The 20,415-nt window shown below is 67.8% G+C and carries 23 protein-coding genes; 17 read left to right on the forward strand and 6 right to left on the reverse strand.

Annotation, left to right across the window (positions count from 1 at the left end; genetic code table 11):
• Positions 1-210: 210 nt before the first annotated feature.
• Positions 211-1,302: an alkene reductase gene (locus Q8S30_RS06890; protein WP_305665285.1), complete on the reverse strand. Its 1,092-nt coding sequence runs from the start codon at positions 1,300-1,302 to the stop codon at positions 211-213.
• A gap of 274 nt (positions 1,303-1,576) precedes the next feature.
• Here Q8S30_RS06890 and Q8S30_RS06895 point away from each other — a divergent pair, with 274 nt between their 5' ends.
• Entirely contained in the window at positions 1,577-2,176 is a 600-nt protein-coding gene (locus Q8S30_RS06895; RefSeq protein ID WP_305665286.1) for an exopolysaccharide biosynthesis protein, read from the forward strand.
• A 2-nt stretch (positions 2,177-2,178) separates the two neighbouring features.
• Here the strand turns inward: Q8S30_RS06895 and tgt are convergent, their stop codons facing one another.
• Entirely contained in the window at positions 2,179-3,309 is a 1,131-nt protein-coding gene (gene tgt / locus Q8S30_RS06900; RefSeq protein ID WP_305665287.1) for a tRNA guanosine(34) transglycosylase Tgt, read from the reverse strand.
• 110 nt (positions 3,310-3,419) lie between these two features.
• Between tgt and rimK the strand changes: the two genes are divergently transcribed.
• The 8 genes from rimK (at position 3,420) to Q8S30_RS06940 (ending at position 10,227) form a co-directional block, all read left to right on the forward strand.
• Positions 3,420-4,838, forward strand: coding sequence for a 30S ribosomal protein S6--L-glutamate ligase (gene rimK / locus Q8S30_RS06905; RefSeq protein WP_371135460.1), 1,419 nt, complete (start codon positions 3,420-3,422; stop codon positions 4,836-4,838).
• A 196-nt stretch (positions 4,839-5,034) separates the two neighbouring features.
• Complete coding sequence (locus Q8S30_RS06910; RefSeq protein ID WP_305665288.1) at positions 5,035-5,412, forward strand: SUF system Fe-S cluster assembly protein; 378 nt, start codon at positions 5,035-5,037, stop codon at positions 5,410-5,412.
• A 148-nt stretch (positions 5,413-5,560) separates the two neighbouring features.
• On the forward strand, positions 5,561-6,196 hold the full coding sequence (locus Q8S30_RS06915) for a hypothetical protein (protein WP_305665289.1): 636 nt from the start codon (positions 5,561-5,563) through the stop codon (positions 6,194-6,196).
• Positions 6,193-6,900: a DUF3307 domain-containing protein gene (locus Q8S30_RS06920; protein ID WP_305665290.1), complete on the forward strand. Its 708-nt coding sequence runs from the start codon at positions 6,193-6,195 to the stop codon at positions 6,898-6,900. The genes Q8S30_RS06915 and Q8S30_RS06920 overlap by 4 nt, the downstream gene beginning before the upstream one ends.
• 68 nt (positions 6,901-6,968) lie before the next feature.
• Positions 6,969-7,328 (forward strand): iron-sulfur cluster assembly accessory protein, encoded by a 360-nt coding sequence (locus Q8S30_RS06925; RefSeq protein ID WP_161348086.1) that lies wholly within the window; start codon positions 6,969-6,971, stop codon positions 7,326-7,328.
• A 93-nt stretch (positions 7,329-7,421) separates the two neighbouring features.
• Positions 7,422-8,168, forward strand: a complete 747-nt coding sequence (tpiA, locus tag Q8S30_RS06930) for a triose-phosphate isomerase (RefSeq protein ID WP_371135461.1) — start codon at positions 7,422-7,424, stop codon at positions 8,166-8,168.
• A 37-nt stretch (positions 8,169-8,205) separates the two neighbouring features.
• Complete coding sequence (locus Q8S30_RS06935; RefSeq protein WP_305665292.1) at positions 8,206-9,378, forward strand: cytochrome P450; 1,173 nt, start codon at positions 8,206-8,208, stop codon at positions 9,376-9,378.
• A gap of 90 nt (positions 9,379-9,468) precedes the next feature.
• Positions 9,469-10,227: a glycosyltransferase family 25 protein gene (locus tag Q8S30_RS06940; RefSeq protein WP_305665293.1), complete on the forward strand. Its 759-nt coding sequence runs from the start codon at positions 9,469-9,471 to the stop codon at positions 10,225-10,227.
• A gap of 28 nt (positions 10,228-10,255) precedes the next feature.
• On the opposite strand, the gene Q8S30_RS06945 is transcribed toward Q8S30_RS06940, so the two are convergent.
• Positions 10,256-11,404 carry a glycosyltransferase gene (locus Q8S30_RS06945; RefSeq protein WP_305665294.1) on the reverse strand — a complete coding sequence of 383 codons (1,149 nt, stop codon included), beginning with the start codon at positions 11,402-11,404 and terminating at the stop codon, positions 10,256-10,258.
• Positions 11,405-11,495: 91 nt separating this feature from the next.
• Between Q8S30_RS06945 and Q8S30_RS06950 the strand changes: the two genes are divergently transcribed.
• Positions 11,496-12,524 (forward strand): hypothetical protein, encoded by a 1,029-nt coding sequence (locus Q8S30_RS06950; protein ID WP_305665295.1) that lies wholly within the window; start codon positions 11,496-11,498, stop codon positions 12,522-12,524.
• Here Q8S30_RS06950 and Q8S30_RS06955 read toward each other — a convergent pair whose 3' ends face one another.
• The gene (locus Q8S30_RS06955) at positions 12,525-13,349 is read right to left on the reverse strand and encodes a glycosyltransferase (RefSeq protein ID WP_305665296.1); all 825 of its coding nucleotides are present in this window, start codon (positions 13,347-13,349) and stop codon (positions 12,525-12,527) included. It lies immediately after the preceding gene.
• A gap of 108 nt (positions 13,350-13,457) precedes the next feature.
• Positions 13,458-13,919 (reverse strand): Lrp/AsnC family transcriptional regulator, encoded by a 462-nt coding sequence (locus Q8S30_RS06960; protein ID WP_161348081.1) that lies wholly within the window; start codon positions 13,917-13,919, stop codon positions 13,458-13,460.
• Between the two features lie 140 nt (positions 13,920-14,059).
• On the opposite strand from Q8S30_RS06960, the gene cobA reads away from it, so the two are divergent.
• From cobA to Q8S30_RS06990, 6 genes are all read left to right on the forward strand, one after another.
• Entirely contained in the window at positions 14,060-14,842 is a 783-nt protein-coding gene (gene cobA, locus Q8S30_RS06965) for a uroporphyrinogen-III C-methyltransferase (RefSeq protein ID WP_305665683.1), read from the forward strand.
• The gene (locus tag Q8S30_RS06970) at positions 14,839-15,144 is read left to right on the forward strand and encodes a DUF2849 domain-containing protein (protein WP_305665297.1); all 306 of its coding nucleotides are present in this window, start codon (positions 14,839-14,841) and stop codon (positions 15,142-15,144) included. Before cobA ends, Q8S30_RS06970 begins: the two co-directional genes overlap by 4 nt.
• A complete protein-coding gene (locus Q8S30_RS06975) occupies positions 15,137-16,801 on the forward strand; it encodes a nitrite/sulfite reductase (RefSeq protein WP_305665298.1) in 1,665 nt (554 codons plus the stop codon). The genes Q8S30_RS06970 and Q8S30_RS06975 overlap by 8 nt, the downstream gene beginning before the upstream one ends.
• Complete coding sequence (locus tag Q8S30_RS06980) at positions 16,791-17,576, forward strand: phosphoadenylyl-sulfate reductase (RefSeq protein ID WP_305665299.1); 786 nt, start codon at positions 16,791-16,793, stop codon at positions 17,574-17,576. The genes Q8S30_RS06975 and Q8S30_RS06980 overlap by 11 nt, the downstream gene beginning before the upstream one ends.
• Entirely contained in the window at positions 17,573-17,947 is a 375-nt protein-coding gene (locus tag Q8S30_RS06985; protein ID WP_305665300.1) for a DUF934 domain-containing protein, read from the forward strand. The genes Q8S30_RS06980 and Q8S30_RS06985 overlap by 4 nt, the downstream gene beginning before the upstream one ends.
• 82 nt (positions 17,948-18,029) lie before the next feature.
• Entirely contained in the window at positions 18,030-18,869 is an 840-nt protein-coding gene (locus tag Q8S30_RS06990; RefSeq protein WP_305665301.1) for a ferredoxin--NADP reductase, read from the forward strand.
• Between the two features lie 98 nt (positions 18,870-18,967).
• Here the strand turns inward: Q8S30_RS06990 and Q8S30_RS06995 are convergent, their stop codons facing one another.
• Positions 18,968-19,543 carry a hypothetical protein gene (locus tag Q8S30_RS06995; RefSeq protein ID WP_305665302.1) on the reverse strand — a complete coding sequence of 192 codons (576 nt, stop codon included), beginning with the start codon at positions 19,541-19,543 and terminating at the stop codon, positions 18,968-18,970.
• Positions 19,544-19,789: 246 nt separating this feature from the next.
• On the opposite strand from Q8S30_RS06995, the gene infC reads away from it, so the two are divergent.
• Entirely contained in the window at positions 19,790-20,329 is a 540-nt protein-coding gene (gene infC / locus Q8S30_RS07000) for a translation initiation factor IF-3 (RefSeq protein WP_371135479.1), read from the forward strand.
• Positions 20,330-20,415: the final 86 nt, after the last annotated feature.

Here is a 20,415-nt window from a genome sequence, read left to right on the forward strand (position 1 = left end):
CTTCTCAGTCCCAATATCTGGGGGCAGCGGCGGGGCGTTTCAAGCGGGGCTCCCGCGGTAGTTCCCGCCAGAATGACGGGTGCGGGCGTCCGGTTCAAGCTACATTGCAACGCGCGAAGGCCCCGCGCGGGCAAAACCGCGCGGGGTTCAGGGAATACGCGGCCCCCGCTGCGCAGGATCAACCGCGCAGCGGCAAGCTAAGGCCGTGGCTCAGACCTTGGCATCTTCCAGCGTGGGGTAGTCGGTATAGCCTTCCGCGCCGCCGCCGTAATAGGTTGCGGTGTTCCCCTCGGCCAGCGGCGCGTTCACGCGCAGCCGCTCCACCAGGTCGGGGTTGGCGATGAACAGCTTGCCGAAGGCCACCGCATCGGCCTTGCCCTCGGCAACCGCCTTGATCGCCATCTCGCGGTCATAGCCATTGTTGGCGATATAGGGCCCGTCGAACAACACCCGCAGCGCGTCGATGCTGCAGCCCTCGGGCAGCTCGCGGGTGCCGCCGGTCTGACCCTCGACCAGATGCAGGAAGGCGAGATTATAGCGGTTCAGCCCCTTCACCGCATGGGTGAACAGCGGCATCGGGTCGCTGTCGGTCAGCCCGTTGGCGTTGGAGAAGGGCGAGAGCCGCAGCCCGGTGCGCCCGCCGCCAAGCACGCCCGTCACCGCATCCAGCACCTCGAACAGGAAGCGGCTGCGCTTCTCGATGCTGCCGCCATAGCCGTCGGTGCGCTGGTTGGCGCCGTCGCGCAGGAACTGGTCGATCAGGTAGCCATTGGCGCCGTGGATCTCGACCCCGTCAAAGCCCGCCGCATCGGCCGCCATCGCCGCCTTGCGGTAATCCTCGACCACGCGGGCGATCTCGCCCTCTTCCAGCGCACGCGGCACCGAGGTTTCGACGAACCCCTTGCCATCGAAGGTCCGGCTGCCCGCCGCAACCGCCGAGGGCGCAACCGGATCGGCCCCGTCCAGCAGCGAGCTGTGCGACACACGCCCCACATGCCACAGCTGCACCACGATCTTGCCGCCCTTGGCATGAACCGCGTCCGTCACCTTCTTCCAGCCGGCGATCTGCTCGGGGCTGTAGATCCCCGGCGTCCAGGCATAGCCCTTGCCCTCGGGCGAGATCTGGCTGCCCTCGGTCACGATCAGCCCGGCACTGGCGCGCTGGCTGTAATAGGTCACATGCAGGTCATGCGGGGCATGGGTGTCGGGGTCGGCACGGTTGCGCGTCAGCGGCGCCATCACCACGCGGTTGGCAAGCTGGATGTCGCCAAGGGCAACAGGGGTGAACAGGGCTTCGGTCATGTCTTCGGTCCTTTCGGGAACGCGTAGTCTCCCCCTGAGGTAGGGCGCCATGCCGCCGCTGCAAAGGCCCCCGCGCCGCGCCGCGGCAAAGGCGCCAACGCCCCCCTACCCCATGTTTCAAGGCGTTTGCGCAGCCTCTTTGCCGCCCCGCACAGGGGGGTGTGCAAATCCGCCCGCCCGGCGCAGGCGGAACCGCCGCCGCTTGCGAGCCGTTGGCTTCCCTCGCGGGGCGCCCTCTGGCACTCTCGCACCCGTCAGACCCGAAGGAGCGATGATGACCACCCAGACCGCGACCGATGACGTCCCCGACTCGCTCGGCGAGGTCATCGAGAAGGCCCGCGCCGAGCTGGGGGAGGACAAGGTCGAGGTCGATCAGGTCATCGCCGCGATGGGCACCGCCTCCTTCGCCCCCGTCATGCTGCTGCCGGCGCTGCTGGTGCTCTCGCCCGCCAGCGGCATCCCGATCCTGCCCTCGATCTGCGGCCTGACCATCGCGCTGATCGCCGCGCAGATGCTGTTCGGGCGCAAGCATCTGTGGCTGCCGGGCTGGATCCTGCGCCGCAAGCTGGACGGGCCGAAAACCGACAAGGCCCTCGCCACCATCGAAAAGCCCGCCCGCTGGATCGACAGGAATACCGGGCGCCGGATGCCCTGGCTGACCCGCGCGCCCTTCGACAAGGTCGTGCTGCTGACCTGCCTGCTGTGCGGCGGCATCATGCCGGCGCTGGAGCTTTTGCCCTTCACCTCCTCCATCCTCGGCGCCGCCATCTCGGTGATGACGCTGGGGCTCTTGGTGCGCGACGGGCTGCTGGTGCTGATCGGCCTCGGCTTCGTCGGCTCTGCCGTCGCGCTGGCCGTCGGGCTGCTGGGGTGAGCCTAGAGCGGCTCGATATCCCCCTCGGCGCGCTGCGCATGGAAGGCGGCGACGAAACCCGCAAGGTTGCCTTCGGAAATCGCCCCGCGCAGCCCCGCCATCAGCTCCTGATAGTAATGCAGGTTGTGCCAGGTCAGCAGCATCGAGGCGATGATCTCCTGGCTGCGCAGCACATGATGCAGATAGGCGCGGCTATAGCTGCGGCAGGCCGGGCAGGTGCAATGCTCGTCCAAGGGCCGCGGGTCATCCATATGCCGCGCATTGCGCATGTTCACCACGCCCCGCCGGGTGAAAGCCTGCCCGGTCCGGCCAGAGCGCGAGGGCAGCACGCAATCCATCATGTCGATGCCGCGCTCTACTGCGCCGACGATGTCATCGGGCTTGCCCACCCCCATCAGGTAGCGCGGCTTGTCCTCGGGCAGCATCCCCGGCGCATAATCGAGCACGCCGAACATCGCCTCCTGCCCCTCGCCCACCGCGAGCCCGCCGACCGCGTAGCCATCGAACCCGATCGCCTTCAGCGCCTCGGCGCTTTCCTCGCGCAACTCGCGCGTCACGCCGCCCTGCATGATGCCGAAGAGGGCATGGCCCGGCCGGTCCCCGAAAGCATCGCGCGAGCGTTGCGCCCACCGCATCGACAGCGCCATCGACTTCGCCACCTCGGCATCCGTCGCCGGCAGCGCCGGGCATTCATCGAAGCACATCACGATATCGGACCCAAGCAGCCGCTGGATCTCCATGCTCCGCTCCGGCGTCAGGAAATGGCTGGACCCGTCGATATGCGATTTGAAACGCACGCCTTCCTCGGTCAGCTTGCGCAGCGCGGCAAGGCTCATCACCTGAAAGCCGCCGGAATCGGTCAGGATCGGCCGGTCCCAGTTCATGAAGCGGTGCAGCCCGCCCAGCCGGTCGACCCGCTCTGCCGTGGGGCGCAGCATCAGGTGATAGGTGTTGCCCAGCAAGATGTCCGCCCCGGTCTCGCGCACGCTGCCCGGCAGCATCGCCTTCACCGTCGCGGCGGTGCCGACCGGCATGAAGGCGGGGGTGCGGATCTCGCCGCGCGGTGTGCGGATCGCGCCGGTGCGGGCGGCCCCGTCGGTGGCTGTCACATGGAAGTCGAACTTCTGCGTCATCTGGGGCCTCATCTGCCCGGCCATCTGGACGGGGCGCCCCCTGATAGACGATTCTGGGGGGAATCCAAGCCGGGACACCCAAAGGCCCCGGCCCCCAAAGGAACGAGGACATGAAGGATATGCGAGAGCCCGGCGAAAAGGCCCCCTTCCTTCTGGGATGGGAGGAATGGGTGGCGCTGCCCGGGCTCGGCCTGCCGGCGCTGAAGGCCAAGGTGGATACCGGGGCGCGCACCTCGGCGCTGCACGCCTTCGATATCGAGCCCTTCGGCCCGATCAACGCCCCCAAGGTCCGCTTCGCCATTCACCCGATCCCGGGGCGCAATGACGTGACCATCCCCTGCTCGGCCCGCGCCATCGACCGGCGCGAGGTGATCTCGTCCAATGGCGAGATGGATTACCGCTATGTAATCCGCACCGAGCTGCAGATCGGTGAGCGGCGCTGGCCGGTGGAGGTAACGCTGACCGACCGCGGCCTGATGGCCTACCGGATGCTGATCGGCCGGCAGGCGCTGGCCGAGGATGTGACGGTGCGCCCGCAGGAAAGTTTCGTGCAGCCACTGCTGGGATACGAGGTCTACCACTCCGCCGCGATGAAGACCGCTGCCCCGCCCCGCACCCTGCGCATCGCCGTGCTGTCGCGCGAGGGCGGCGCCTATTCCACCCGGCGGCTGGTGACCGAAGGCGAGGCGCGCGGCCATGTGGTCGAGGTGCTCGACACCACCCGCTGCTATCTGGCGATCAACGCCGCCGAGCCCGCGGTGTGGTATGACGGCCAGCGCCTGCCCCGCTATGACGCCGTGGTGCCGCGGATCGGCGTGTCCGTCACTGCCTATGGCGCGGCGATCCTGCGCCAGTTCGAGGCGGCGGGGACCTTCGTCGTCAACCCCTCGGAGGGGATCCTCGCCAGCCGCGACAAGCTGATGGCGCATCAGGTACTGGCCCGCCACCGGGTGCCGATGCCGGTGACCGCCATCGCCTCCTCGCCCAAGGATACCGGCAACCTGATCGACCTGGTGGGCGCGGCCCCGCTGGTGGTGAAGCTGCTGGAATCCACCCAAGGCCGCGGCGTGGTGCTGGCCGAAACCCGCAAGGCCGCGCAATCGGTGATCTCGGCCTTTCGCGGGCTGAAGGCGGATTTCCTCGTGCAGCAATTCGTGCGCGAGGCGGGCGGCGAGGATGTGCGCGCGATGGTGATCGGCGGGCGCATCGCCGCCGCCATGCGCCGCGTCGCCGCCCCGGGCGAGTTCCGGTCGAACCTGCATCAGGGTGGCCGGGCCGAGCCGGTGAAGCTGACCCGCGAGGAGCGCGACGTGGCGCTCCGCGCCGCCCGCGCCTTCCGGCTGGGGCTGGCGGGGGTGGATCTGCTGCGATCCGATGACGGGCCGAAGGTGCTGGAGGTGAACTCCTCGCCGGGCTTCGAGGGCGTGGAAAGCGCCTCGGGCCGGAATGTGGCGCAGATTCTGTATGAAGAGATCGAGCGGCGGGTGCGGCCGGCGCCCGCGCGGAAGCGGCGCGACCCGGGGGCGTAGGCGCCTGTGGCCGGCGCCGGGGGGCCTTCTGCCCCGCATGAAACGAAAGAAGCGGGGGGCCTTCTGCCCCCCGCGCCCCCCGAGGATATTTGGACCAAAACGAAGCAAGGCGCGCTGAGCAAGGCTTTGGTCGGCGGCACTGGACCGGGGCGCGGGTATTCCCTATATAATCCCTCAACAACCCAGTGAGAGTGCCATGAACGCCGAAGCCGCCAACCCGATTGCCGACCCGCTTGAAGGCACGCCGCTGATCAAGCCGTCCAGCACCGACCATCCGCTTTATGACAATGTGGTGGATGCCTGCCGCTCTGTGTTCGACCCGGAGATCCCGGTGAACATCTACGATCTGGGGCTGGTCTACACGATCGAGATCAATGCCGAGAACGAGGTCGACGTGATCATGACCCTGACTGCACCCGGCTGCCCGGTGGCGGGCGAGATGCCCGGCTGGGTCGCCGAGGCGATCGAGCCGCTGGACGGGGTGAAGATGGTCAATGTGCAACTGACCTGGGAGCCGCAATGGGGCATGGACATGATGTCGGATGAAGCGCGGCTGGAACTGGGGTTCATGTGAGTTGCCGCATATCAAGCCTCTGGGCTTGATATGCGGGGCATCAAGCCTGCGGGATTGATGTGCCGGGCATCAAGCCTGCGGGATTGATGTGGGGGTTATCAAGCCTCAGAGCTTGATAAGCTTGGATCAAGCGACTAGGCTTTATCCCATGACCGAACCCGCCGCCATCCTGACCGGAGACCTGATCGGCTCCACCGACGCCCCCGAGGCGCTGGAGGCGACGATGGCGCGTCTGGCCGCTGCGGCGCAGGAGATCGCCCGCTGGCAGCGCGGCAGCGCCCGCTTCACCCGGTTTCGCGGCGATGGTTGGCAGATGCGCACCGATCCCGAACTGGCGCTGCGCGCCTCCTTCTATATTCACGCCTGCCTGCGCGCGAGCGAAGGCCTGCTGAACACCCGCATCGCCATCGGGCTCGGCCCGGTCGGCAGCCTCGGCAGCACCGACCTGTCGGATGCGCAAGGTCCGGCGCTCACCGCTTCGGGCCATGCACTGGACAGGATGCGCCGCACGCGCCGCTTTGCCATCGCCGGAGCGGACGTGGACCCGCGGGACGAGATCATCGTGCAGCTGATCGAGGATATCGTGCTGCGCTGGACGCGCCCGCAGGCCGAGGCGGCGGCGCTGGCGCTGCCCTACCCGGCCCCGACGCTGGAGGAGATCGGGCAAAAGCTCGGCATCACTGCGCAGGCGGTCAGCTATCGCCTCTCGGCCGGTTCCGTGCAGAGCCTGCGCGACGCGATCACCGCCTGGGAAGACGACCGCAGCGCGAGAGAGGCCCCATGATCCAGACCTTCGCCGCCCTGCTGATCGCGCATATCCTTGCCGATTTCGTGCTGCAGACCCGCTGGATGGTCACCCACAAGCGCCGCGCCGGGGTGCTGTTGCTGCACAGCGCGCTGGTGCTGGCCGCCGCGCAGGCCGTCACCGGCCAGCCGGCGGCGCCTGGACTGCTGGCACTGGCGGCGGCGCATCTGCTGATCGACGCGGTGAAGCTGCGGCTGCCGCCGGGGCTGGGGGCCTTCCTCTGGGATCAGGCGGCGCATCTGGCGACGCTGGCGCTGGCGGCCGTGCTGATGCCGGACCTCTGGGCCAGCGGATACTGGCCGGTGCTGCTGCCGGATGCCGGGGCCGTTCTCAGTGCGCTCCTCTGGCTGGCCGGGCTGGTCCTCGCCACCCGCGCCGGGGGCTTTGCGGTGGGCATGCTGATGGCGGGCCTTGCCGATACCCGCCCGCCCGAGGGGTTGCCGAAGGGCGGGCAGGTCATCGGCCTGCTGGAGCGCGGGCTGATCTTCGTGCTGATGACCGCCGGCCAGCCCGAGGCCATCGGCTTCCTGATCGCCGCCAAATCCATCCTGCGCTTTGGCACCGTCACCGCCGCCGAGGATCGGGCGGTTTCCGAATATGTCATCATCGGCACGCTGGCGAGTTTTGGCTGGGCGATCCTCGCCGCGCTGGCGACCACGCGGCTTCTGGCAGCGCTTGCTTGAGATTTCGACATCCGCGCCCTATGTTGGAGACGACACCAGAAGGACTACCCCCCAATAAGGACCGCCTCATGTTCGGCATCCCCGGCCAATCCCCCGTCTCCATCACCCCCGCCGCCGCCGCCCAGATTGCGCGGCTGATGGCGAAGGACGGCGCGCATGGCCTGCGCATCGGCGTCAAGAAGGGCGGCTGCGCGGGGATGGAATACACGATGGAAATCGCCGCCGAACCCGGCCCGATGGACGAGGTGGTGGAACAGGGCGGCGCAAGGGTGATGATCGCGCCGATGGCGCAGATGTTCCTGTTCGGCACCGAGATCGACTATGAAACCTCGCTGCTGGAAGCAGGATTCAAGTTCAACAACCCCAATGTGGCCGAAGCCTGCGGCTGCGGCGAGTCGATCCGCTTCAAGGACGAACCTGCCGCCTGATCCGGGGCCTGATCGCTGCATCTGCATTTGCCCATTTCCAACTTCGCCCGGCTTGCCTAGTCTGTCCCCGACCCCTGAGACAGGAGAATGGCGATGCGGCAGAAACTGGCGGCTGGCAACTGGAAGATGAACGGCATGGCGGCCTCTCTGGCCGAGTTCGATGCGCTGGTGGCGGCGTTCCCTGCCCCGGCCTGCGAGGTGCTGATCTGCCCGCCCGCCACGCTGATCGCCCGCATGGCCGCCCGGCCCGGCGCAGGATCGGTCGCCGTCGGCGGGCAGGATTGCCACGCCAAGGCCTCGGGTGCGCATACCGGCGATATCTCGGCCGACATGCTGGCCGATGCCGGGGCCAGCCATGTGATCCTTGGCCATTCCGAGCGGCGCGCCGATCATGCCGAGAGCGATGCGATGGTGCGGGCCAAGACCGAGGCGGCCCATGCCGCCGATCTGGTCGCGGTGGTTTGCGTGGGCGAGACGGAAGGTGAGCGGGATGCCGGTTCGACGCTGGCGGTGATCGGCGGGCAGTTGGCGGGATCGGTACCGGATGCGGCGACGGGGGCGACGACCGTGATCGCCTATGAGCCGGTCTGGGCCATCGGCACCGGGCGCACCCCCACCAATGACCAGATCGCCGAGGTGCATGGCTTCCTGCGCGCCGAACTGGTGGCGCGGTTCGGGGCCGAGGGCGAGGCGTTCCGGCTGCTCTATGGCGGGTCGGTCAAGCCCTCGAACGCTGCCGAGATCTTTGCGATTGCCGATGTCGATGGCGCGCTGGTGGGTGGCGCGTCGCTGAAGGCGGTGGATTTCGGGGCGATCGTCACCGCGCTGGAGACGGCTTGAAGACCCAATCTTTTTGGCATCTTGCGGGGCGATCTTCATGCGAACTCTGAAGCAATCCCCCACCGATCCGGCCTTCGTGCAGAACCCCTATCCGTTCTATGACCGGGTCCGCGCGGCGGGCCCGGTGGTGATGTGGGAGGATTACGGCCTGCCGGTATCCGCCAGCGCCGCGACCATCGGGGTGATCTTGCGCGACCGGCGGCTGGGGCGGGCGCCGCCGCCGGAATTCGCACCCGCGATCCCCCCGCATCTCGCGCCCTTCTATGCCATCGAGGCGCATTCGATGCTGGAGCTGGACCCGCCGCAGCAGACGCGGCTGCGGAGCCAGGTGCTGCGCGCCTTCACCTCGCGCAGGATCGCCGGGCTCGCGCCCGAGATTGCGGCGCTGACCCATCAGCTGATCGACGCACTGCCAGAGGGGCCGGTGGACCTTCTGGCAGGCTTCGCGCAGCACCTGCCGGTGATCGTGATCGCCCGGCTGCTGGGGGTGCCGGAGAGCCGCGCGCCGGACCTCGTGGCCTGGTCGAACGCGATGGTGGGGATGTATCAGGCGCGGCGCGACCGTAGGGCGGAAGATGCCGCCGTGGCCGCCGCCCTCGCCTTCTCGGACTACCTGCGCGGGCTGGTGGCGGACCGGACCCGGCAGCCGGGGGATGACCTGATCAGCCATCTGATCGCGGCGGGGGATCAGCTGTCGCCCGAGGAGCTGATCTCGACCTGCATCCTGCTGCTCAATGCCGGGCATGAGGCGACGGTGCATACGCTTGGCAATGGGATCAAGTGCTTGCTGGAGGCGAAGGTGCCGGCAGAGGCCTTGGCGCCGGACCGGATCGAGGCGCTGGTGGAGGAGATCCTGCGCTACGACCCGCCGCTGCACCTGTTCCTGCGCTGGATCCATGAGGACATGGAGATCGCCGGCCACCCCTTCGCCCGCGGCACCCGGATCGGCTGTCTGCTGGCCGGCGGCAACCGCGATCCGCAGGCCTGGGAGCGGCCGGAGCGGTTCATCCTCGACCGGCTGGTGAAGCCGAACCTCGCCTTCGGCGGCGGCGCGCATTTCTGCATCGGGGCGCCTCTGGCGCGGCTGGAGCTGCAGGTGGCGCTGCCGATCCTGTTCGCGCGGCTGCCGGGGCTGCGGCTGAAGGGCAAGCCGCGCTATGCGGATCTCTACCATTTTCACGGGCTGGAGCGGGTGGTGGTGACGCGCTGAGGTGCGCCTCCCCCGCCATCCGAGCGGCAGTTCCACGGGCCGCCCCACCATGCTAAGCCAGTGTGCCTCGTCAGGAAAAGGGCCGCAGATGTGAGCAAGGCAGACTGGACGATTCGTATCGTCACCCTCGAAACCGACATCAACCGACGAGCGCCGCTGCTGCGCCGGCTTGAGGAGTTGGGGCTTGCCTATGAGCTGAGCTTCGGATTCGACGGCCGAACGGGCTGCACCCCTGACATGGAGGCGCGGATCGATCGCGCCACCGCAGAGCGCCGCCGCCGCAGGCCATTGACGGATGCAGAGTTCGCCTGCGCGCTGTCGCACCGACATATCTACGAGATAATTATCGCCCGCGATGAGCCGGGCTGCATCGTTCTAGAGGATGATGCGCAGGTCGGCCCCGCCTTCGCCAGCTTTGTGCGCAGCGGAGCCTATCGCGGTTATCCGATGCTGCTGCTGGATTACGGCGCCGCCTATGTCTGGCCCGCCCCGAGACCTCTGGGCCAGAGGCTGATGGCACATCGGCTGGCGCAGACGCCGGGTCTGGCCACTGGTTACACGCTTGATCGCAGCGCAGCGCAAGCGCTGCTACGGGCGACGAATCCGGTCTGCGACGTCGCAGACTGGCCGATGCCGCTGGAACGTCTGGGCGCAGCCCTGGTGGCGCCGCGGATCGTCGGCCATCCGGCGCCAGGCGTCCTGTCCAACATCGACGCGGGCCGGCTGGCCATGAAGCTGCAGAGCCGGCCGAAATCCAAGGCCCGCTATCTGACCGCGGCCTATTGGCGGTGGCGGTGGGCAAAGCGGCGGGGACTGCACTTCCCGATAGGGCCGGCTGTGACGGACTAACCGGCGCCAAGCCTCGCCCACGCTGCCCTCAGCGAGAGGCAGGCATCAGCGCCAGCAACCGTTCCTCCAGCAGCGCCAGCAGGCGGCCATTGTCGAAGCGCTCCACCGCCAGTGTGCGCGCCCGGCCCGCCATGCCCTCCGTCGGCAGGCTGCCGTCCAGCACGCCGCGGATGAGGGCGGCGAAGCCCGCTTCGTCGCGTTCCTCGACCAGATAGCCGGTCTCGCCTTCCACCACCGCCTCGGGGATGCCGGCATGGCGGGTGGAGAGCACGATGCAACCGGCCGACAGCGCCTCTTGAATCACCGTCGGCAGGCCTTCGGTATTGCCCTTGGCGTCGGTCAGCGAGTGCTGGACGAAGACCTGAGCGCGGGCCAGCATCTCGCGCACCTGCTCATGCGGCAGCGCGCCGTGGAGGGTCACACGCCCGCCCATGCCCGCGGTGGCGACCATGGCGCGCAGCGGCTCCAGCATCGGGCCGTCGCCGACGATGTCGAGCATGGCATGGGGATGCGCCGCCGCCCCGGCAAGGAAGGCGCGCAGGGTGATGTCCGGGGCCTTCTTGTCGATCAGGCGGCCCACGGCGAGGAAGCTGCCGGGGCGCTTGTCCCCCGGCAGGAACCGCCCCGTCGCCACGCCCGAGGGGATCACCTGGCTGTGCGGGTGGGAAATCCCGTGCCGCGCGAGGTTGTCGAGCAGGAATTGCGACACCGCGAACACCCCCGCCAGCCGCGGCATGGTCTGGCGCAGGGCGGTGACGTTGCGGGGCTTGCGCAGGTCCTTGGAGGCGTCATAGCCGCGGAAGTAGGTGAAGATCGGCAGGCCCATGGCATTGGCGACCGGGGCCAGCGCGACAGCCTCGGGGCCGAACTCACACAGGATCGCCTGCACCCGCTCGGCGCGCAGGAACGCCTCCAGCGCGCGGCGGGTCTGACCGTAGGGAACCGAAGTCGCGCCATAGCGCCATTTGCCCATGACCGAGGCCAGCGGCTGCTGCCACAGGTCCACCGCGCCGAAGCCTTTCCGCGAGCGGCGGATGGCGGGGCGCCCATGGGGATTGCTGCCGTTCAGCTTGTTGGCGATCACCACCGTGTCGCCGCCGAAAAGATGCTCGATATGGCGGTTAACGAAGGTCTCGCCCGGCTTGTGATAGCCGCCGGTGGCTATGGCGATGCGCATCTCGTGCTGTTACCTTCCGATCCCGAGAGTTGGCCAAGCGACGGCCAGCGCTCCACGGTTAGACCAAGCCACCCTGCGCCGAAAGCCCTTCATGACCACGCCTATCAAAGCCCTTTCCGCGGCACCAGCCCCGCCCGCCACCGCCAGCGGTTCCGCCGCCGCGCAGCAGCATATCTTTCCCGCCGTGGGCTGGGTGCCGGCCGGCCCACGGAAATCGGCCAGTTCCCGGCTGCAATGCTATCTGCAGCACGAGGCACTCTGCGCTGCCGGGGAGAGCTCGGTGTTGCTGCGCAGGCCGAGGCAGTACAGTCGTGGCCTGCGCCTGAGCGAGCTGCCGGGGTTGCTGTGGCGGATCCACAGATCGGGCGCGCGCACCATTGTCTTCCAGAAGACGGGGCGGCGCTCTGCAGGGCTTTTGATGGGCCTTTGCAAGATGATGGGCCGGCGGGTCATCTATGTGGAATGCGACGAGCCGCGGGGGCTGGCCTTCGCGCCGCAGGTGGATCTGTTCATCGCGCCATCGCGGCGGCTGTGCGACGAGATCACCCTGCAAACCGGCCGGCCCTGCCTGCGCATCCACGACCCGGTCGAACATTGGGACCGGGACCGGGCCGCCCTGCCCTGGCAGCCGCGGCCGGTCTATCGCGCGGTCTGGGTCGGCAATGGCAAGAACTGGCACCAGCTGGTCGCCTTGCGGGCCATGCTGCAGGAGCTTGGCCCCCGCGCGCCCTTCGAGGTGACAGCAATCAGCGACCATCCCGAAGCAGATATCCGCTGGCAAGAGGCCACCGTCGCGGCAGACATCAGCCGGTTCGATCTGGGCGTGATCCCGGTCGGAGGCGACCGCTGGTCAAGCTTCAAGTCCGAAAACCGCGCGACGCTGTTCATGGCGCTTGGCCTGCCCGTGGTCGTGCAGGACAGCCCGCTCTATGCCGCGACCGTGCGCCATTGCGACACCGGACTTGTCTATGCCGATGCCGAGGGATTGGCGGCGCTGAAGCCGCTGCTGTACGACGCGCCCCGGATGACAGCCCTGCGCCACGCCGCGCTGGAGGAGGCCGAGGCCTTCTCGCTCCCGGCCAATCTGGCCCTGTGGCGCAGCGCCATCGCCGGCGCCTGATCACATCCAGCCGTCGATCCCCGCTTCGGCCCAGATCTTGCCGGACTTGCGGGCGAGGCGGATCTGCGCCCGGTGCGCCCGGATCTTCTCGGCATCCTTGTACCCGCGCGGATGGTCGAGATGGACCAGCGGCGCGGTGAAGCGGACATGGCGGCCCTTCACGCCGGAGTTTTCGAGGCGAATGCCGAACTCCTTGTCGCCGCCGCCGTATTTCATGGTCTCGTCGAGCCCGTTCACCTTGAGGATCGCGGAGCGATAGGCGGAACCGTTGGCGCCGCACCAGTTGCGGCCCACCGGATAGATGGCTTCCAGCAGGTGGCCGGCGGGTTTGGGCAGCAGGCCGGCCTTCAGGCGGGTGCTGAAGCGCCCGAGGGTGCCGGTGCGGGCGAGCCAGGCGCGGTCGAAGACGCGGCCTTGCAACACGTCGTCTTCGGTCACCGCCTCGGTTGTCGGCGTGTCGAGCCGGATCAGGCTGCCGGAGAGGAAGCGGTCGGGGCGCGCCAGTTCCAGGTGGCGGGCGATGAAGCCGGGGTGGATCAGGCAGTCGCCGTCAATGAAGACGAGGTATTCGGCCTGCGATGTGGCGATGGCCTTGTTGAGGATCACGTTCTTCTCGAACCCGCGATCCTCGTGCCAGACATGCCGGATCGGCAGGCCCGGGAAGCGCGCCTGCACCCCGGCGATGGCGGCCGCCGTCTCGGGGCCGGAGCCGTCATCGGCGACGCAGACCGAGTCCGGCCGCCGGGTCTGCCGCGCCACGGACAGCAGCGTCAGCACCAGCGCGCGGGGGCTGTTATAGGTGGAGAGGATCAGTTCGGTGTTCATCATCGCCCCTGTCTGTGGCCCCTATGTGGCCCCGCGGGGCGCCCGGTGCAAGCGCCGGGGGTTTTCCACCCCCGGACCCCCGGAGGATATTTGGACCAAAACGAAGGATCAGAGCGGCAGGAGGGTGGTGGACTTGATCTCTTCCATCGACAGCAGCGCGGTGACGTTGTGGATCTTCACCTCGGAGATCAGCGCCTGGTAGAACTGGTCATAGGCGCGGGCGTTCTTGACGCGGACCTTGAGGATATAGTCGATATCGCCCGCAAGGCGATGCGCCTCCAGCACTTCGGGGCGGGCGCGGAGCGTGCCGAGGAAGCGGCGCTGCCAGTCGGCCTCATGCTCGCTGGTGCGGATCAGCACGAAGAAACAGGCCTCGAGCCCCAGCGCCTCGGCGTCGAGGATCATGGTCTGGCGGCCGATCACGCCGGCCTCGCGCAGCTTGCGGATGCGGTTCCAGACCGGCGTCTTGGAGGAGCCGACCTTGCGGGCGATCTCGTCCAGCGACTGGCCGGCATCCTCCTGCAGTTCGGCAAGGATTTTCCGATCCATCTCGTCTATGCGGACTGACATTCGCCTTTTCCCCGTTTTCCAAGACACCCGGTCTTCTGCGGCGCAGTATCGGAACAAATGTCCTTATCAGCAAGGGTGTATGGCGCTGATGGGGAATTTTTTCCTATATTGGGGCAGATCACAAGGGGCCCGCCATGACCATGACCGCCAGCCATCAGCCAGTTGCCGAGCCGTCCGTGCTGTTCCCCGTGCTGTTCGTGGGCGCGGGCCCGGGCGATCCCGATCTGCTGACGCTGAAGGCGGCGCGGGCGCTGGCGGAGGCGGATATCGTGCTGCATGACCGGCTGGTCGGCGCGGGGGTGCTGGCGCTGGCGGGGCCCGGTGCCACGCTGATCGACATCGGCAAGGAGGGCTTCGGTCCATCGACCCCGCAGACCGAGATCACCGCGCTGATCGTGGCCTTTGCGCGGGCGGGCCGGCGGGTGCTGCGGCTGAAGGCCGGGGATTGCGGCATCTTCGGGCGGCTGGATGAGGAGGCGGATGCGCTGGAGGCGGCGGGCATCGGCTTTGCCATCGTGCCGGGCATCACGGCTTCCGTCGCCGCCGCCGCGAGCCTTGGGCAGAGCCTGACGCGGCGCGGGCGCAATTCCGACCTGCGCATCCTGACGGGCCATGACACGCAGGGCTTCGCCGATCAGGACTGGCGGGCGCTGGCGCGCGAGGGCTCGGTCGCCGCGATCTACATGGGCAAGAAGGCGGCGCGGTTTGTGCAGGGGCGGCTGATCATGCATGGCGCCCTGCCCCAGACGCCGGTGACCATCGTCGAGAATGTCAGCCGCCCCGATCAGCGGGTTATCGCCGCGAGTCTGGCCACGCTGCCCGCCTGTCTTGAAGATGTTACCGGACCCGCCGTTCTTCTGCTCGGCCTCGCCCCCCGCGCGGCCCAAGCCACCCTGCCGATCCTCAAGGAGGCCCTGCAATGAGCCGCCGCTTCACGCCCAAAGTCGTCACCGCCAATGATCTGCTGGAAGGCGACGTGATCTATCTGACCGCCGATGACCGCTGGAGCCGCGCGCATCATGAGGCCGAGCTGATCGAGGACGAGGCCCATGCGCAGCTGCGGCTGCTGTTTGCCAGCGGCCAGCCGGCCCGCGTTGTCGGCGCCTATCTGGCCGAGGCGAAGGCAGGCCCCGATGGCCCCGAGCCCACCCATTTCCGCGAGGCGTTCCGCACCCGCGGCCCGTCCAACTATCCGCACGGCAAGCAGGAGGCCGCCAATGTATGATTACAACGCCTTCGACCGCGCCTTTCTGGCCGAGCGCAATGCCCAGTTCCGCAGCCAGGTGGAACGCCGCATCGACGGCAGCCTGACCGAGGAAGAGTTCCGCCCGCTGCGGCTGATGAACGGGCTCTACCTGCAGCTGCATGCCTATATGCTGCGGATCTGCATTCCCTATGGCACGCTGAATCCCGGCCAGATGCGCCGCTTTGCAGAGGTCGCCGAGCGGTGGGACAAGGGCTATGGCCATTTCACCACGCGGCAGAACATCCAGCTGAACTGGCCCAAGCTGAAGGATGTGCCTGACATCCTCGACAGCCTTGGCGAGGTCGGGATCCACGCGATCCAGACCAGTGGCAACACGATCCGCAACACCACCGCGGACCATTTCGCCGGCGCCGCGGCGGATGAGATCGAAGACCCGCGCCCGGTGGCAGAGCTGATCCGGCAATGGTCCACCGACCATGCCGAGTTCCAGTTCCTGCCGCGCAAGTTCAAGATCGCCATCACCGGCAGCCCCAATGACCGTGCCGTGACCCGCGCCCATGATATCGGGCTGCGGATGGTGCGGCGCGGGGCCGAGGTCGGGTTCGAGGTGCTGGTGGGCGGCGGGCTTGGCCGCACCCCGATGCTGGGCGCGGTGATCCGCGATTTCCTGCCCAAGGCGGACCTGCTGCCCTACCTCGAGGCCATCGTCAGCACCTATAACGTGATGGGCCGGCGCGACAACAAGTACAAGGCGCGCATCAAGATCACCGTGTTCGAGAACGGGATCGACGTGTTCAAGGCGGCTGTGGAAGAGCGGTTCGTGGAGACGCGCGCCCAGTTCAGCGGCGTCGATCAGCAGATCCTGACGGAGATCGAAGCGCAGTTCACGCCCCCCGCCTTCCGCAATGCCCCCACGGAGGCATTCGATGCGGCACTGGCCTCGGACCCGGTGTTCCGCGCTTGGGCGGACACCAACCTCGCCGAGCATCGCGCGCCCGGCTATGCCATCGTCACCGTCAGCCTGAAGGCGCATGGCGAGACGCCCGGGGATGCCTCCTCGGCGCAGATGCGGCTGCTGGCGGACCTCGCGGAGCGCTATGGGCATGACGAGCTGCGCATCAGCCATGAGCAGAACGTGATCCTGCCGCATGTCCACAAATCCGACCTGCCGGCGATCCATGCCGCGCTGGCGGGCGAAGGGCTGGCCACCGCCAATGTCGGGCTGATTTCCGACATCATTGCCTGCCCGGGGATGGATTACTGCGCGCTGGCCACCGCCCGCTCGATCCCGGTCGCGCAGGAGCTTGCCACCCACTTCCGGGATATCGGGCTGGAGCAGGAAATCGGCGCGCTGAAGATCAAGATCTCGGGCTGCATCAATGCCTGCGGGCATCACCATGTCGGGCATATCGGCATCCTGGGGCTCGACCGGGCGGGGGTGGAGAATTACCAGATCACCCTTGGCGGCGATCACACTGAAACCGCCGCCATCGGCGAGCGGGCGGGCCCCGGCTTTGCCTATGACCAGGTGGTTCCGGCCATCGAGCGGCTGCTGCGCGCCTATCTCGCGCAGCGCGACGCGCCAACCGAGAGCTTCATCGACGCCTTCCGCCGGCTTGGCCCCGCGCCGTTCAAGGCCGCGCTTTACCCCGAAGAGGCCCGCGATGCCGCCTAGCGCGCTGCGGGCTCTCGCGCCCGAGCTGGACCCGATTGCCGAGCGGGTCGCCCGGCTGAACGACCGCTACCGCCATCACGGCGCGGTGGCGGTGCTGGAACATGCGCTGCGCGATGCCGATCTGGGGCGGATCTCTCTGGTGTCCTCATTCGGCGCCGAATCGGTGGTGCTTTTGCACTTGATCTCGGTCATGGCGCCCTCGTTGCCGGTGCTGTTCATTGATACCCAGATGCTGTTTCCGGAGACACTGGAGTATCAGACCTTGCTGGCAGAGCGCCTGAACCTGACCGATGTGCGCACCATCCGGGCCGCCGATGCCGCGGTGGCGCTGGACGATCCCGACGGCACCCTGCACCAGTTCAGCACCGATGCCTGCTGCGCCCTGCGCAAGACCGTGCCGCTGGAAAACGCCCTGTCGCAGTTCGATGCCTGGATCACCGGGCGCAAGCGCTATCAGGGCCAGACCCGCGCCGAGATCGACTTCTTCGAGGAAGAGGACAACGGCCGCCGCATCAAGATCAACCCGCTGGCCCATTGGGGCCGCGAGGATCTGGAAGACTACATGACCGAGAACCGCCTGCCCCGGCATCCGCTGGTGGCCAAGGGCTATCCTTCCATCGGTTGCGCGCCCTGCACCAGCCCGGTGAAGCCCGGCGAGGATCCGCGGGCGGGCCGCTGGCGCGGGTCCGAGAAATCCGAATGCGGGATCCATTTCATCGGCGGGCGCATGGTGCGCGGGCCGGTTGCTGCTGAGATCAAGGAGGACGTGAAATGAGCGTGATCGTCCGAGACGACGGTTTCCACCAGGATGACTGGTCCGGCGCCCCGGCGCTGGATCTGGCGCCCGACACCTGCTTGTCGACCATCGAGGACCGGCTGCACGGCGCGCAGCTGGTGCGGGTGGAGTTTCCCAGCTTCTCCGATGGGCGCGGCTTCACCATCGCGCGCCGCCTGCGCAGCCTTGGCTTCTCGGGGCGCCTGCGCGCCCGCGGGCATGTGCTGGCCGACCAGTACACGATGGCCCGCCGCGCCGGGTTCGACGAGGTGGAAATCTCGGCCGAGCTTGCAAGCCGCCAGCCTGCCGAGCATTGGCAGTTCCGCGCCGACTGGACGGCCCATGACTATCAGTCGCGGTTGCGCGGCTGATAGCGGGGCTTTTCCTCATCCCGATTTACACCTTAAGAAGGAGATGCGTGCGACAGCTGCCGCCATCGCGCCTGCCCCAGATATGACAGAGATCGCCTTGACCCAAGACTCCCCCGCTGCCGCGAACATCCCCGCCCCCAAGCACCTGCCCGATGCGCAGACCGTGACCGCCGTGACCCATTGGACCGACGCGCTGTTCTCGTTCCGCGTCTCGCGGCCGCAATCCTTGCGCTTTCGGTCCGGCGAGTTCGTGATGATCGGGCTGATGGGCGACAATGGCAAACCCCTGCTGCGCGCCTATTCCATCGCCTCGCCCAGCTGGGACGACGAGCTGGAGTTCTACTCGATCAAGGTGCCCGATGGCCCGCTGACCTCGAAGCTGCAGCATATCAAGGTGGGGGATGAGATCATCTTGCGCCCCAAGCCCGTCGGCACGCTGGTGCATGACGCGCTGCTGCCCGGCAAGCGGGTCTGGTTCCTGGCCACCGGCACCGGCATCGCGCCCTTTGCCAGCCTGATGCGCGACCCCGAGACCTATGAGAAATACGATCAGGTCATCATGATGCACACCTGCCGCACGGCAGAAGAGCTGACCTATGGCCGCGAGTTGATCGAGGGGCTGAAGAATGACGAGCTGATCGGCGAGATGGTGGAGGGCAAGCTGCTGTACTACCCCACCACCACCCGCGAGCCGTCGGAGCATATGGGGCGGATCACCGACAACCTGTCCTCGGGCAAGGTCTTCGCCGATCTGGGGATCGAGCCGATGACGGCGGAGGGTGACCGCGCCATGGTCTGCGGCAGCCTAGCGTTCAACAAGGACGTGATGGCGGTTCTGGAAAGCTACGGCCTGCGCGAGGGCGCCAATTCCGAGCCGCGGGAATATGTGGTGGAGAAGGCTTTCGTCGGCGAGGGCGTCTGACGCGAACCCAGCAACAGGATCCCAAACGCAGACCGCCGCCCGAGGAGCCCTCGCGCGGCGGTTTTTCTATAGAGCACGGGCCATCGTGGCCCGCTCCCTCACATTCCGAGGGCTTGACGCACCTGGGCGATGGTGGCCTCGGCCAGAGCCGGGTTGGAGGCGGCGGCATCCACGGCCTGCTTCAGCGCATCGCGGATCGGAGCGTTGAGGTTCGAGTTGTCCAGCGCTGCCTTCAACTGTTCGGCTTCGAAGGTCTCGGCGGTCATGTCGGCGACATCGGCCACGGCATCGCCCGCCGCAGTCGCGGCTTCGGTGGCGGCAGCGGTGGCTTGGTCGGTGACGGTCTCGACCGCGGCAGCAGCCTCGGCAGCGGCAGCTTCGGCAGCCTTGGCGGCCTCGGCAGCGGCATTGGCCGCCTCGGTGGCGGCAGCTTCCACAGCGGCAGCAGCCTCGGCGGCGGCGGCGGCGGCAGCCTCTTCGGCGGCCTTGGCGGCAGCTTCCTCGGCGGCTTTTTGTTCGGCGGCAGCGGCCTCGGCGGCGGCGGCTTCGGCGGCAGCGTCAGCCGCGGCCTGCGCAACAGCGGCTTCCTCGGCGGCGCGCTGCTGTTCGGCATAATAATACCAGCCGCCGGCAGCGACGGCGATCACAGCCACAATGACCAGGATCTTTTTCATGGTGCTCTCCTTCGGGGCCGCGGGGCGCGGCCGAAACTGCGCGATCTATGCCAGATCACCCCCGCAAGGGGAAGCGCCCGGGGCCGGCCCAAGCGCCGCAGGCCTCCGCCCAAGGCCGGAACCGCAGGCAGGCACCGGGCGTTTTGGCCCCGAAGGCTCGCAAATCCGTGAAATGCCGGTTGAAGTGCCGGGCGCAGGGGACTATTTTGCGCGCCACACGACGCTGGCCATAAAAGGAATCCAACCATAGCCCGCAGACCCCACAATGCCCCGCCGCAACGCGACACGGGACCACGTATCAACGACCGTATCCGCGCGACGGAAATCCGGCTCATCGGCGCAGATGGCGAAAACGTGGGGGTCGTCACCCCGGCCCGCGCCATGCAGATGGCCGAAGAAGCCGGTCTCGATCTGGTGGAAATCTCGCCCAACGCCGTGCCGCCGGTCTGCAAGATCATGGATTTCGGCAAGTTCAAGTATGAGCAGCAGAAGCGCGAGGCCGAGGCCCGCAAGAAGCAGCACATCATCGAGATCAAGGAAATCAAGTTCCGCCCGGGCACCGACTCGCATGACTACGACGTCAAGATGCGGTCGGTATTCAAGTTCCTGGAAGAGGGCGACAAGGTGAAGATCACCCTGCGCTTCCGCGGCCGCGAGATGGCCCACCAGGATCTGGGGATGGAGCTCTTGAACCGCGTTGCCGCCGATGTGGGCGAAAAGGGCAAGGTCGAATCGATGCCGCGCCTTGAAGGCCGGCAGATGGTGATGATGATCGGTCCGCGGTAAACGGGCTGTCCTTCCCGATGTGAAGAAAGCCTCCCCGGCCGGGGAGGCTTTCTTGTTTTGGGGCGCCGGTCCGGTCCGGCCGAAGA

This window comes from Frigidibacter sp., from assembly GCF_030695035.1.
Taxonomy (GTDB): Bacteria; Pseudomonadota; Alphaproteobacteria; order Rhodobacterales; family Rhodobacteraceae; genus Frigidibacter.